Annotated in this window: 14 protein-coding genes; 2 read left to right on the forward strand and 12 right to left on the reverse strand. The window is 48.0% G+C overall.

Annotated features, from left to right (window positions below; translation table 11 throughout):
• Window positions 1–138 precede the first annotated feature (138 nt).
• From AC1S5B_RS00835 to bchB, 7 genes are all read right to left on the reverse strand, one after another.
• The gene (locus AC1S5B_RS00835; protein WP_482033828.1) at window positions 139–1,638 is read right to left on the reverse strand and encodes a hypothetical protein; all 1,500 of its coding nucleotides are present in this window, start codon (window positions 1,636–1,638) and stop codon (window positions 139–141) included.
• 129 nt (window positions 1,639–1,767) lie between these two features.
• Window positions 1,768–2,241 carry a Spy/CpxP family protein refolding chaperone gene (locus tag AC1S5B_RS00840; protein ID WP_482033829.1) on the reverse strand — a complete coding sequence of 158 codons (474 nt, stop codon included), beginning with the start codon at window positions 2,239–2,241 and terminating at the stop codon, window positions 1,768–1,770.
• Between the two features lie 186 nt (window positions 2,242–2,427).
• Window positions 2,428–4,080, reverse strand: a complete 1,653-nt coding sequence (locus AC1S5B_RS00845; RefSeq protein ID WP_482033830.1) for a hypothetical protein — start codon at window positions 4,078–4,080, stop codon at window positions 2,428–2,430.
• Window positions 4,081–4,114: 34 nt separating this feature from the next.
• Window positions 4,115–4,258, reverse strand: coding sequence for a hypothetical protein (locus AC1S5B_RS00850; RefSeq protein ID WP_482033831.1), 144 nt, complete (start codon window positions 4,256–4,258; stop codon window positions 4,115–4,117).
• A 66-nt stretch (window positions 4,259–4,324) separates the two neighbouring features.
• A complete protein-coding gene (locus tag AC1S5B_RS00855) occupies window positions 4,325–4,606 on the reverse strand; it encodes a type II toxin-antitoxin system RelE/ParE family toxin (protein WP_482033832.1) in 282 nt (93 codons plus the stop codon).
• On the reverse strand, window positions 4,606–4,827 hold the full coding sequence (locus AC1S5B_RS00860) for a hypothetical protein (RefSeq protein ID WP_482033833.1): 222 nt from the start codon (window positions 4,825–4,827) through the stop codon (window positions 4,606–4,608). Before AC1S5B_RS00860 ends, AC1S5B_RS00855 begins: the two co-directional genes overlap by 1 nt.
• A gap of 30 nt (window positions 4,828–4,857) precedes the next feature.
• The gene (gene bchB, locus AC1S5B_RS00865) at window positions 4,858–6,384 is read right to left on the reverse strand and encodes a ferredoxin:protochlorophyllide reductase (ATP-dependent) subunit B (protein ID WP_482033834.1); all 1,527 of its coding nucleotides are present in this window, start codon (window positions 6,382–6,384) and stop codon (window positions 4,858–4,860) included.
• Window positions 6,385–7,231: 847 nt separating this feature from the next.
• On the opposite strand from bchB, the gene AC1S5B_RS00870 reads away from it, so the two are divergent.
• Window positions 7,232–7,372, forward strand: coding sequence for a PIN domain-containing protein (locus AC1S5B_RS00870; RefSeq protein ID WP_482033835.1), 141 nt, complete (start codon window positions 7,232–7,234; stop codon window positions 7,370–7,372).
• A 213-nt stretch (window positions 7,373–7,585) separates the two neighbouring features.
• Here AC1S5B_RS00870 and AC1S5B_RS00875 read toward each other — a convergent pair whose 3' ends face one another.
• The 3 genes from AC1S5B_RS00875 to AC1S5B_RS00885 form a co-directional block, all read right to left on the reverse strand.
• Complete coding sequence (locus AC1S5B_RS00875; protein ID WP_482033836.1) at window positions 7,586–8,347, reverse strand: 16S rRNA (uracil(1498)-N(3))-methyltransferase; 762 nt, start codon at window positions 8,345–8,347, stop codon at window positions 7,586–7,588.
• Entirely contained in the window at window positions 8,347–10,290 is a 1,944-nt protein-coding gene (gene sir / locus AC1S5B_RS00880) for a sulfite reductase, ferredoxin dependent (RefSeq protein ID WP_482033837.1), read from the reverse strand. The genes AC1S5B_RS00875 and sir overlap by 1 nt, the downstream gene beginning before the upstream one ends.
• Before the next feature lie 368 nt (window positions 10,291–10,658).
• A complete protein-coding gene (locus AC1S5B_RS00885; RefSeq protein ID WP_482033838.1) occupies window positions 10,659–11,255 on the reverse strand; it encodes a hypothetical protein in 597 nt (198 codons plus the stop codon).
• A gap of 933 nt (window positions 11,256–12,188) precedes the next feature.
• Between AC1S5B_RS00885 and AC1S5B_RS00890 the strand changes: the two genes are divergently transcribed.
• Entirely contained in the window at window positions 12,189–12,443 is a 255-nt protein-coding gene (locus AC1S5B_RS00890; protein WP_482033839.1) for a CRR7 family NDH-1 assembly protein, read from the forward strand.
• A gap of 5 nt (window positions 12,444–12,448) precedes the next feature.
• On the opposite strand, the gene AC1S5B_RS00895 is transcribed toward AC1S5B_RS00890, so the two are convergent.
• On the reverse strand, window positions 12,449–12,670 hold the full coding sequence (locus AC1S5B_RS00895) for a hypothetical protein (RefSeq protein ID WP_482033840.1): 222 nt from the start codon (window positions 12,668–12,670) through the stop codon (window positions 12,449–12,451).
• 178 nt (window positions 12,671–12,848) lie between these two features.
• Window positions 12,849–13,817, reverse strand: coding sequence for an Npun_F2552 family protein (locus AC1S5B_RS00900; RefSeq protein WP_482033841.1), 969 nt, complete (start codon window positions 13,815–13,817; stop codon window positions 12,849–12,851).
• Window positions 13,818–13,823 lie beyond the last annotated feature (6 nt).

Consider the following 13,823-nt stretch of genomic DNA (forward strand, 5'->3'; position numbering starts at 1 on the left):
CACCGCTGTTTTCAAAAAATCATCTATGAGGTTTCAATTGCAAACTAGGATCACAGCCTGAGTTTGAGGGCGGTACAATTTTTCCTTCAGCGTTAGTATACCTGGAAGTCTTTAGTATCTGAGATGCTCCTGATACCTTTAAATCCAGGGTTCATCGTCTTCATCTTTCACAACCTCCACTACGATGGTTTGCTTGGGTTCAGGTTCAGCGGTTAAGGAGAGCGATCGCGATTCTTCCTGGTCTTCAACCACTTCAGCCGTAGCAGTATAGACAGTCTCAAGCGGATTGAAGTCTGTTGATTCGGGCGGATTAAGGATCTCAGTAGGCGATCGCTCTAATTCTTCAGCTTCTGACTCTTCGGTTTCTACCTTTTCGGTTTCCAACTCCTCAGTTTCTACCTCTTCGGTTTCTAGTGGAAATTCTGAAGCATCCAGCAAAGGAATATTTAAGTTGGTGGGAGGTGGCAATTCAGTAATATCCCAAGGATCGTCGTCCTCATCGTTGACATCCCACTGATCTCCCTTTTTCGCATCCCAAAATTCAACCTTCTCAGCACTCCAAGGCAACTCTTCAATCCAAGGCGCATCTGGACTAGGTGGGGCGACCTCTGCACCGGGCACCTTTGAGACTGGACTGGGTGGAACCCCAAAAATTTCGTCGATTTCGTCAAAAATTTCGTCGATTTCGTCAATGATCAAGTCATCAAGGTTAGCAGTCTCAACGTTTTCTTCAAAGTCGTCTTCAAACCAACTGTCTACTTCAAGATCTGTCTTCGCTGAAGATCGGTTTGAGCGGGGAGGAACAACTTCCTTGCGGGAAGGGCGATCGCTGACTAAATTATCGGCTTGCTCCTGAATCCGTTCCACAAAAGTTTCGGTTGTTTCTTTCGCCTGTTCAACAAACGTTTCTGCTCCGTCTCGGATCTGTTCGTTGAATTCCTGCGCTCTTTCTTTGGCCTGCTCTGCTAGTGATTGCGCCCGATCTTTTGCCTGCTCTGCCAGATTCCTCAACTGAGAAGTGGTTTGCAATCTAGTATCTTGGGCGCGTTGGGCAATGGATCTTAACTCCTGAGTAACCTGCGTGTAGTCTTCTTTAACCGCGTTACTGGCTTTGGAAATTTTTTGTTGAATGCCTTCGCGATACAAGGGAAAAGATTGAATGGTGCGATCGCTCACTAAAACTCGTTTTCGACCCAAACTGCTGATGCGATTGATCGGCAAACGATAAATGGTGCCAGCCAAGGTACTCAGGCGATCTCCCACCATGAGATACTCTGAAATCGCCCCAGTTTGCAAATTAAAAACACAATCAATAATCTTGCCCACCTTCTCGCCGCCATTGCTCCACACTTCAGAGTGAATCAATGACTCAAGCTGTCGAACCCGCTCAGCATCAGTGGCATCGGGCTGGGAATGAGTCAAAATGCCGTTGATCCCGATCGCCTCAATTTGGGATAGCTTAAACGCCGATTTTTGATTGCCTAAAAACCCCGATTTGCAAATAAACCCCAAAACGCGATGGGCGGGAGGATACATCCACAGTATCTCTACCCGCCCAAACTCTTCCAATGTGGCGCGGTTTAGCACCAACTGATTGAGTAATTCGCTGTGTCTGATCGCTTCAGGGACAGTGGTCATGGAAGAAGATTAGGGGGCAGGTGTCGGGTGTCAGGGGTCGGGTTATCAGTGATAAGACAAACCTGGCTACCTCGAACAACCCTACCAACTTTTTAACACTATTCCCTGTTCCCTAATCTCTATCTCCTATTAAATTCCTGATTGAACAGGTGCTTGTCCAGGTTGGAATTGTCCGGGTTGAGCTTGACGGCGTTGCTGCCCACGGTTCTTCATGTTGCCGCGACGTTGTTGCATCATGGCTTTTTGCTCAGGAGTCAACAGCGCTTGAACCTGTTGTTTCCCTTTTTCGCGGATTGCCTTGATTTGTGCCTTTTGAGCGTCACTTAGATTGAGCGATCGCATTCCTTCGCGAGGATTTTGTCCTTGAGGAACGGTAATTCCTTGAGATTGCAAATAGGCATCAACTTCAGCCTTTGTTGCCTGCTTAATTTGCTGCATTTGGGTCTTCTGAGCCTCTGTCAAGTTCAAACGATCCATGCCCCGTTTGGCGGGAGACGCTTGATTAGGCGCAGGTTGATTTTGAGCAAATGCGGGTATGAAAGGCACAGCGGCAAGAGTTAGCGCTAACACGCCTGGGAGTAGCAAGATAGATTTAATGTTCATAGCTCAGTAGTAGAAACTGTTAAAGGATTCGTAACGTTCATTCAAATGGTGAATGTAGTTTTTAAGACTGTTTCAATTTAAAAAAGGTTCACGAGTTGCCAATATTTGAGACTACAAAGCGGCTAAGTTAGCCCATAAATCAGGTCGTTCCTTTCTGCTTGCACCCTTTAGCCTACTGAGTTGATCTCACTGTTTGGGGTTGGCGCGGATAAAATCTGTCAAACCGAGATATTTCGGAGCAGTGTTGATATCCTGATTTTGATATTCCAGTGCGCCCCAGAAGCCCCATTTACTCGGCGCTGCCACATCGTTGAACTGATTAAATAGCTTGCCACCGCTTTGCTTCCACTGATTGAGATAGGCTGTGTACACGCCTCTCATGCGAGGGTTGCGATTGACGGCGGTAAATAAGGTGGTCATTTTAGCCACTTTGTCTGGAGGAAACTGATAGCTCGTCAGGTGTGGACCGCCTTCATAGGCAACTAGGTCAACTCCAAAACGTTTGGCAACCGTGGCATTGCCATCGAGCATCGCTTTGATTTCTGTGGAAATTTCGTGCATCATGCCATCAATAATTTGGTCAGGCGTGAGGTTGACGGTGGTGTTGATGTTTTTGACATCGTTGATGTTTTTCCAACCGCCTTTGCCGTCATTGCTTAAGCCATACAAATAGGGCGCGATCGCATAGACATCAGCGTGTTTATAGGCATCTTTCCAGCCTAAGATTTGTTCTGCTGTCCAAGGATTGACTGCTTGACCTGCCAACACTCGTACTAAGCGCGGTTTACGGTTTGTGCCAAAGACATCTTCCCAAATTTTGAATATTTCCACGGAACGCTCTGAGTAATAGCGCAACCCTGCACCCCAACTCTTGTCATCCAGTCTCCGCTCCAGCCCTTTCTCTCCCACATATTTTGCCTGACTGAATATGCTGTTCCAAACTTCGTTGGAATATTCCACATGCACTTTGAGGGATGGATCGAGGCGATCGCGCACCATCATCGCAAACTGACGCACATAGTCATCACTCGCTTGGGCGGGCAATGTGAACCATGGATCGATTTTGAGCGTGTTTGCCAGTTGAATCAGGTGTTCCAGCGCAACCCCATTGCCGCTTGCCTGAGTTGCACTGTTGGGAGTCGTGCGATCGCTCCAGTTGACCAGTTTGGAATTATTCGTGGCTCCCCAATCCATAAACCTAAGCGTTTTGAATGGTTTCAAGCGCTCCAAAAACACGGGATGAAATGGCTGAGTTTGATAGGTTTTCTCAAATCCCGGCATGATGAAGCGGATATTGCGAATGGGATTGCTAGGATTCGTCTCCAAGATTTTTAGAAACACGCCTTCCCCATCGATCGCCACATCTACCACCATTTTTCCGGGGGCTTGACTGATGATTTTGGCGGTTTTGAAGGTGAACCCCAGTTTGCCGCTCCCCTCATACAGCAATGTATATTTACCAGCGGGAAAATGTTTGCCAATCATCATCACCGTTTCGGCAGTTTGACCGGGTTCCAGGGAGGCAATCCAGCCCTCACGGGTGAGCTTAAGGGTGCCGCCTTTCCCCCAAGGTGCGCCCTGTCGCTGGGGAATCCACGCGCGTGAGGTCTTAAACGCATCCACAAATGCCCACTGGCTCGACCAATCGGCAATGCCTGACAAGTTTATGCCTACGCTGACTTTTGGGTCTACCGCGATCGCATTGGCACTATCATCATTTTTGGTGGCAAGCGATTGCAGCGGATTACTGCCTTGTTTCACAAACCAGGCAAGCCCAAGGCTAAGCAGTAGGGCAGTGCTAATCAAAACAATAGTTCTGCGACGGTTGCTGTGTCTCATGGGGATGTTATGGCTAAAACTCTGCGTTCTCAGGCTACCCAGATTCACCGCTAGCATAACTTGCAGTTAACGGATTTGGGTTAGAAAGCGCGATCGCATCAGTAAAACCATTTATTTCGGCGAGCTTCAGACCAAATTGCTGTTTCAGTCCTTCAATCGTGAAGTCACTGTATGCCATCGCTTTACCTCAAGCAAAAAGGATAACCCGAAGGCTATTCCTAGAATAACGAAAAGCAAGTTGCGGCTAATACACATCATCGTGTGAGCCAATGTCTACCAGCAAGATAAAGCTCTCATCAGAATCGTTATTTTGTTGAAACTCAAAAGTGATTCTGCAATCATATTCAACAGAGCAAGCCCACAAGCCTTGAAGATTTCCTTTAAGCTTATGAGTTTTCAAGGTTGGGGTGAAAGGATCTTGAGCCAAATCATCAAGAGTGTTTAGAATACCTTGCTGTATCCCAGGATTTTTGCGAACCAACCGTTTGAATGCTCTGCGAAAGTACTCGCTCCAAACGATTGTCATTAATCCTCCCGCAATAGATCAGCTTTTAAGTCTTCAAATGAACCTCGTTTAGCAATTCCAGCTTTGAAATCTGCTCGAAGTTGTGCCGCATTTTCGGCGATTTCTGCTCGTCGCTTTTCGATGCGGCGTTTACGAATCAGGTCAAACAGCATCTCTTGATCGTCTGTGGAGAGTTCGTCAACATACTCGACGAGTTCATGAAACAAAACTGAGCGAGTCATCAAAATCTCTCCACAAAACGACTACCCCTATTATGCGCCAACGGCTTCTTTGGCAGCGTAGAGAACTTCAGCGGTGATCACTTCGATGTTGCGATCGCGGGCAAATTTCTCGGTATTGCGCTTCACCTTGCCGCGTACAAAACCAGGGATTTTGTTCAGTTCTGCCGTACCGTCCTTGCTCCAGTTCATATCAGAGTCAGCAGACATTCCCCGCGTGATCACTTCTTTGGTGTCATGACCGCCGAAGATTTCCAGCAGGTGGTCTTCCATGCCCAAGGTGAAGGAGTTGTAGATTAAATCCACAAGCTGATTGGTGCCTTCATAGCCGAGGAATGGCTTGTAGCCGATCGGGAAGTTTTGCACATGAATCGGGGACGAAATCACGCCGCAGGGAATATCCAACCGCTTACCCACATGGCGTTCCATTTGGGTGCCAAAAATAGCAGAGGGTTCCACACGGGCAACTGCATCGCCGACCACGCCGTGATCATCGGTGATGATGACTTCATCGCAATAGCCGCTAACCTGTTCCCGGAACCACTCTTCGTCATATTTGCAGAAGGTGCCTGCCCAAACGACGTGAATCCCCATTTCGCGGGAGAGGACTTTGGTTATAGCGGCGGCGTGGGTGCTATCACCATACACCACGGCTTTTTTGCCCGTCAGGTTTTGGCAGTCGATCGATCGCGAGAACCAGGCAGCTTGAGAGATATTTACAGTTTGGTTTTCGATGTAGTCATTGTAATCAACGGCTCCACCCTGAGCATTGATCACTTGCTGAATTGTGCGAATGCAGCGCGCCGTTTCCACTACACCCATCGGCGTAATGTCGATGTAGGGCATGCCAAATTCTTGCTCTAAATACTCCGCCGTCATCATGCCCAGTTCCCGATAGGGCACCAGGTTAAACCAGGCTTTGGGCAGATTTTTCAGATTGTGAACCGAAGCGCCTTCAGGGATGATTTCGTTGACCTCAATGCCCAAGTCTGCCATCAGCCGTTTTAGCTCGGTGCAGTCGTGGTTATTGTGAAAACCTAAGGTGGAAATGCCGATGATGTTAACAGAAGGCTTTTCGGTTTTGGCGGTAGCGATGTCGCCTTTTTTACGGGCCTTTTCAATGTAAAACTGAACAATTTGATGCAGAGTGCGATCGGCGGCTTGCAGTTCGTTGACGCGATAGTGGTTCACATCTGCCAGCAATACGTCGCCTTTCGCCTCGATTTGGGCGCGCTGGACAAAGTTTTCCAGGTCTTCTTGCAAAATGCTGGAGGTGCAAGTGGGAGTTAGCACAATCAAGTCAGGATGTTCTTCGGCATCTTTGCGGACGATGTTGTCTACTACTTTTTCTTGAGAACCACGCGCCAATACATGGCGATCGACCACGCTAGTCGTCACGGGAGTAAAATCTTTTTCTCGCGACAGCATCGATCGCATGACGTTGAAATAATCATCACCAATGGGGGCATGCATGATGGCATGGACGTTTTTGAAGGAGGTGGCAACGCGGAGAGTGCCAATGTGCGCTGGACCTGCGTACATCCAATAAGCCAGTTTCATAGAGTGTCTCTTTTAGGGAATAGGGGACAGGGAATCAGGGGGAAGCAGACGATGCGTTTAAGGCGGGAATTCGGAGTTTTGAGTTTTAAGGTTTGTTCGCGTAGCGTTGACCTAGGAGATATTTTAAGGTTTGAATTGATATTTTTCTCAGGACTCAACACTCTGTATTCCAGTGTTGCTTATTGATTGTCTCAAAGACGGCGATGATAGTGGAAAACTATTTGAGTTTCTTTAGATGATTTGAGAGCAATCAAGATCAATAAACAAAGTAGATAAAAGCTCTTGTATGATGAGGTTACAAGAGTTTTGATTCAACTGAATATCAGGTGCTTTCTGACATGATTCTTATTGTATTTCGCCTGCTGGAATAGGCTCGCATTGAAATTTTACTGGGATTGCTTGGCTTTGGGTTTGCTTAGCAGAAACCACCAAAGCTCTAAGCTGATTAGGAACAGCCCCCCTGCTGCGATACCCAGCTTGACTTCTAGAGGTTGCTCAATTCGTTCAAATTCTCTCTGAGGGGTTGTCTGAGGGGTTGAATGATCCATTGGCATTTCAGCCGCAGTGATGCCAGAAGGCTGTCCTTAAAAGTAGCCCTACACCCGCTAAACTGCCTAAAATCTGCTGCTTGTTGAACATTGAAACTCCTGAGTATTAAGTTAATGGCTTAGGTTGAAAATTTCGGAGTCGTAAGGCATTCGTTACGACTGAAACAGAACTAAATGCCATGGCGGCTCCCGCAACGATGGGGCTGAGCAACCAGCCAAAGGGTGGTGTTCTAGACTTGTTGCTTCGCCTTAACTGGTTAACCCAAATTCAAACCGATTGATGAATAGGCAACGCTGTTGTGTTTTGGACAGACCGAAACCAAGTTGAAGCACTTCGAGCAGGTTTAGATCCAGGTGAAGCCGAAGCCATTGGGTTGGCGATTGAACTCAATGCCGCCCTGTTGATTATTGACGAAAGACTCGGCAGAGCGATCGCCTGACAAGAGCGATCGTCTGACAAAGGAGTATTCCGATCATCGGTGTATTGGGCGTATTCCTGGAAGCGAAGCAGCAAGGGTTTATCGTTGCTGTCAAACGCTGTCAAACCTTTGGTTGATCGCCTGATCAACGAACTAGCTTTTCGGGTCAGCAGTCAGCCATACAAGGTAGTTTTAAAGTCTGCTGGTGAGGATTAATAGGCGATTTACGGCTTCTCAATCTAGATCGCCCTTGAGACTGGCATTTCTTTCCTGCACTGCGGAGATCAGGGAGAGGGCGACAATGGGAGCGGTGACGGCACGCAGGATGCGGGAACCAAGGGAGACGGGTTGATAGCCAGCCGCGATCGCCTGCTCAACTTCGGCATCCGTCCAGCCGCCTTCGCAGCCAATAGCGAGGGAAAGGGAGGCGAGAGATGAAGGGCAAGGGGCGAGGGAAAGCAAGCAATTGAGCAGGTGGGGAACGGTGCGGCGGGTGACACAGAGGTAGTGAGGGTCTGAGGGTGTGAGATGGGTGAGGGATTGAGTGAAAGGGATTGGATCTTGAAGAGTGGGAACCTGTTGCCGTTCGGATTGCTCGGCGGCTTCTTGGGCAATGCGTCGCCAGCGATCGCATTTTTGGGGGCTGGGTTTCAGCAAGGTGCGATCGCTGAGCACGGGCACAATATAGGCGACACCCAGTTCGGTTGCCTGCCGTACTACGTCATCAAAGCCGTTTCCTTTGGGCAAAGCCATCACCAGCGTGACACGAATCGGCAATTCGGTGTGGGTTTGTAGAGGCTCAATAATTTCTGCCTGAAGTTGATCGTTTAAAGTGATCAAGCTTGCTAGCCAGGACTGTCCTTGTCCATCCATGGCAATAAAGCGATCGCCCGCTTGCAGCCGCAACACCCGTCCTAAATAGTGCTGCTGATCTTGGGTCAGGGCGATCGCTTTCAGGCAAATTTGGCAGGGATCAATCACAACCCGCTGGTACACTAGCCCAAACTCTTGAGATAGTCCTCGATCGCAGTTGTCGCGAGTTTGCTAATCGGCTTTCCTTCCCGAAATGCCACTTCTTGTAGGCGGCTGTAGACTTCGGGGGACACGCTGACCCGATGGCGCTTTTTGTCCGGGGTGATGCTGGGATGAATGCTAGAGTCAGCGATCTCAGTTTCCACACTGGGTTGATAGGTGGAGGCAAACTGATGTAACCCTTCCATACCCACGCGATCGCAGAAATCACCAAAACTTTCACTGAGATTGCGCGATTGTTTGAAGTAAACCAGCAATGGCTCCAAGGTCAATTCCAACTCGTCAATTGGCATCTTTTCCAGATAGACCTGCGCCAACCGAGTTTGGTTAGGCGATGCGCCGAGCCAGAGTTGATAAGTACCGGGTCCGTTACCCACAAACGCAACTTCCGCCAGATAAGGACGGGCACAGCCATTAGGACAGCCCGTCATCCGAACGATAAAGTGTTCGTTGGGGAGATCTACGCGATCCAGCAACAGACGAATTCGTTCAAGCACGCTGGGCATGACGCGCTCCGATTCGGTGGTCGCCAAGCCGCAAGTCGGCAAAGCAGGACACGCCATGGAATCGCGCACGAGGGAATCGATTTCATCCTCGCGCTTAATGCCGCAGCGCACCAAAATTTGTTGAATTTCGGCTTTGTTCGCGGGATCAATTTCATACAGCAACACGTTTTGGCTGGCAGTGATCCGCATCGGTAAATGGAATTTTTCCACAATTTCCCGCAGCGCAGTCTTTAGCTGGAAATCGCCTTCGTCTTTAACCCGTCCGTTTTCAATGGACAAGCCCAAAAACAGCTTGCCGTCGCCCTGTTCCTGCCAGCCCAGAAAGTTCAAAAACTTAAAGTCGGGAGTCGGTTTGAGCGGCTGAATTGGCTTACCCAAATATTGCTCTACCCGAGCCTGAAATTTGGCTACGCCCCAATCCGCAATCAGATATTTCATTCGGGCATGGCGACGATCGCTGCGATCGCCATAGTCCCGCTGGGTTGCCACAACCGCCTTCACCAGATCAAACACATCTGCCTTATCGACATAGCCGATTGGATCTGCCACCCGTGGGAAGGTTTCCTCTTTATTGTGGGTGCGTCCCAAACCACCGCCCGCGTAGACATTAAAGCCTTCTAGTTCGCCTTGGGGATTTGTGATCACGACCAAACTTAAATCTTGGGAAAACAAATCCACGGAGTTATCTCCAGGCACCGTAACACTGCACTTAAATTTGCGCGGCATATAGTGGGTGCCATAGATTGGCTCCACGGAATCATGAATAATCGTGCCGTTGCCATTCCGCTGACGAGCTGCAACCACTGCCGGATCTTCTTCCGCAGAAATCGCCTTTTCGCCATCTAACCAAATTTCGTAGTAAGCGCCTGCTTGAGGCGTAAGCAAGTCGGCGACGCTGTCGGCATACTCCCAGGCATACCCATACTCAGGACGATTTTTGTAAGGCACAACGGGAGCCATGACGTTACGGTTTAAGTCGCCACAGGCACCCAAGGTTGATCCCAGATTGTTCACGATCGCCGCGATCGCGGCTTTCAGGTTTTTCTTAAGAATGCCGTGAAGCTGAAACCCTTGTCGGGTTGTCGCTCTAAGGGTATGGTTGCCATACTCATCCGAAAGCTGATCCAATGCTAGGTAAAGCTCTGGCGGAATAAACCCACCTGGATTCCGCGTCCGTAGCATAAACTGATAATCTTTCTCCTGCCCCTTAATCCGATTATCTCGGTTGTCCTGTTGATAGGAGCCATGAAATTTGAGGATCTGAGTGGCATCCTCAGTAAAATGAGTTGTGTCCAACAGCAATTCAGACGCGACAGGCTCGCGTAAAAAATTGCTGCGCTCTTTCAAGCCTTCTACTTTGGAAGGTTTACGAACTATGGGAAGGGCGGAAGTGTTGACCATCGGGACTGCTGCAAAGTGTTGAGGGATCGTTATTATAACGGGTTGCATTCCTGAGCAATTTTCTAGGAAAACTATCTGTTCAGGATTGCCGCGCAACCGGACGGAGTCAAACTAGACTGAAAATTCCCGGTAAGCCGATAGGAATTTGATAGATAAGTTAATCGTAGCACTGCCTTTATGCACCCTATCGCGTTCTTAGGAATTCTGACCAGGACTTAAGAGGATTTTTATAGTTAGAAACACCGTTAGAAACAGCCACATAATTGCTGCGACTTTAAAGAACAGATTGAAAATCAAAAAAATAGGCTCCTGCCGATGCAAGAGCCTCATAAATTGGTCTACTTCGATTATTTGCAAATCATTTGAAGCTAGAAGCGATACCCAACACCCGCTTGGAAACTGAGCGCACTAGCTGGGCTGTTTTCATAAGCTTTAATACCTAGTTTGGCATCCCCGTAAACAACGATGTCGCGAGTGACACTGCTTTCAGCTCCGACGGTGATAACAGGAGCGTTTTTATTGCCCAATGGTGTTGGTTTGCCATTCTGCTCAACGAAAGAGTAGCCACCCCCGACATAAAGGTTAGTGTTGGCAGCAATCGGCAAATCATAAGTGACTAAGGGCATAATTGCGGTGGTTTCCTTGCCAAATAGAATTGCAGCCCGCGCTGAAACCGGAACGTTGGCAAAGGGCGCAATTCGACCTTGAATGTTGCCACCAAAGGTTGCCGCGTCGCCATTCTGTCCACCGTTGGTCACGCCAGCAGAAACACCGCCCCCAACGTAGGCACCGCTAAAGCCGCGAGTTGGAGTATTGACTACAACAACGTTTGTGTTGCCAGACTCAACATTGACGGTTTGATTAACGGATTGAGCCGAGGCGATGCCAGCAGATAGGATAGCGGAGCTAGCAGCAGCGGCGGAGAGTAGCGCGATCGCTTTAGAAACAGTCTGAGAGAGTGTCATTTGAATAGCCCTCAATTCTCTTTTGTATGGTGTATGCGGTTATAGATTCAAAGTCGAAAGAATGGTCGAATATGTTCCAAAGATTTTTAGAAAAAAGGATTAAATAAAAAATCTTAGCTGTAGAAAGCCCTGCGAAAAAGTCTTTAATCAAGCAGGTTTTTATCTGTAATCTATTTTAACCTGATTTCTATAGACGGAATCAGAAAAACCTTAGCTGATGTTTATCACCCTGTAAATCACAAGGGAACGTGGCAACTATCCCCCTATCTAACAAAATGATTGACAAAGCTGTAATCTCTCTGAGAACTAGTTACGCCAGAAGATTCAAGCGATCGCTTTCCTCGCAAAAATCTATTTTTAAGGGTGTTCGAGCTTTTTGAGGGTGGCTCTAGCTGAAGGCGTACTTTCCTCTAAAACGAGGTTTTCCCGACTGTCTCCCTAAATTAAAGCGCCGAATCAAATGACCCAGTTAAATTAGTTAACTAATACTCTACTTGGCTAAATCGACTAATCAGGAGAAAACTGAAAATAAAAACTTACAACTTTTAGACTACTTAACTTTTTCCTCAAACAATGAAGGATTCAACGGGTTCTAAAATTATTTCATGCCTAAGACATGCCTAAGAATTTAGTGTTTTAAAGTGAGCAATTCTAATGGGTAAGCGGGTGTAATCCAAACTGCCGAAACAAGAGGCTTAAGCCCCTTGTTCAAAAAGCTTTCTGAGTTTTTAAGGGTTCCAACTAAATAATGATTAGTTTATAAATCCACTAACGCAGTAAATTAGCCGTTTGAGGACGATTTTAGCCGCGTAAATTATAGAGTTAATTTCTCGACTTGATCAAAATATTTGACCGAGGAATGAATAGTTGGGGAGCGATCGCGTAAACCTGCAAAAATAGAGGTATTTCCTCCATGATTGAAAAAGTGATGCCATGCCAGATCCACGATTATATGAAAGTGATACCTATGTCGTGCTTGAGCCAGACCAACCTGAGCAGTTTTTAACAACCGCAGAACTGCACGAAAAGTTGCAGGCAGTCTTGGCAACACAAGAAGAATTGCCCGCCGAACTCCAGCGATTTTCATCGTTATCAGAACAAGCCAAACATCTCCTGGAAACCGCCTGCGAATTTGACTTGGGTCCAGGCACATTTATCCAGTGGTATGTGGTGAGATTGGAAAAATGAAGAGACTAAACCAAGGCGTGACGGCTTTGGGCAACATCGCGAATCAAGGGCAGACGCGATTGCAAATAATCGCTGAGCAGGTTGGCTTCGTGAGAATCGAGCGATCGCTGGTTCGCGACTTGGCGCAGCAGCCAGTCCACCAAACTTTCATCGTCTAGGTTCAAGAGGACTTGGGATTGTGTGGTTTCAACCAAACCCCAAATTTGTCGCAGCAGGAGTGGAGACATGCAGCAAGTTCCTAGCGAAGTGAGCAAAAGCGAATTAGCGAATTATTTAATCTTATTTATAGGAGATATGAAAAGCATTTTATGTGCTTGACTCACAATATCCAATCTTCGACAGATTGGAAAGCAAAACAATAAGACGATACAACAGTTACCAAACGGTAATGAGCTTTCTCAGAATCTACCGGGCTGAATAGGCTGCCATCGGTTCTTTGATGAAACGAATGTAAAGATGCTTAAAGGTGGATTGAAAGACGCGTGGCATCCCAAAATCGATCGGCATCATTTTATCCGGCAAGCGCCAATCTGCAATGGCTAACTCGTGAGGATGACACTGAGGAAAGGCGATCGCGTCCAGTGCCGGATCAATCCCCAAGAGTTGAGCAGCGGAGATCGTGGGTATAGTCGCCGGATTCACCTGCAAAATTTCTACAATGGCGCGATCGAGGGCAAAAACATTCGGCGACGCAGCCAGAATACCTAAATTGCGGGGTTCGCCGCCGCTGGGCCCATTCCCTTCATGCCCAATAATGCCGTCCAAAATCGTTAGGTTTGGGTTAATGGTGCGCGCCGTCTCGACCAACATGGCTCCAAAGCGCTCTTTGCTCTTGCCTGCTTCCATATGCCACCAGGCTTTCATTTTGCCCGGAACGCAACCAAATAAGTTTTTCACTCCCATCGTCAGCGTCAGTTGCACATGGGATTTCACCTTAGGCAGGTTAATCACCACATCCGCATCCATCGCTTCTTTCGACAGCAGCAAATGGTTAAATTCTTGGCTAACGGTTTCATAACGCTTGCCGTGAAATTCCACGATGGGTAGCCCCAACTCTTCAACCAAGGGCATATAGCCGTTTGCCCGGGCTACGCCCTCAGCGCTGCCAAAGGCAGGTCCATCGCCCAAAAATGGAATGCCTCCTGCTTCTCGTACCAGTTGGGCGACGCAATAAACCATTTCGGGACGAGTAACGCATTCTTTCGTGGGACGCGCACCCGTGAGCAAATTGGGTTTGAGCAAAACGCGATCGCCTGGTTTGACAAATGCCGCCATCCCTCCCAAGGGCTGCAACACCGTTTCAATTGACTGACGAAGTGAAGCGCGATCGTAGGATTGAGCGCGAATCAGGCTAACAATGGGCTGGGAAGTCATAGGAAT

Source organism: Leptolyngbya sp. CALU 1928, assembly GCF_056784215.1.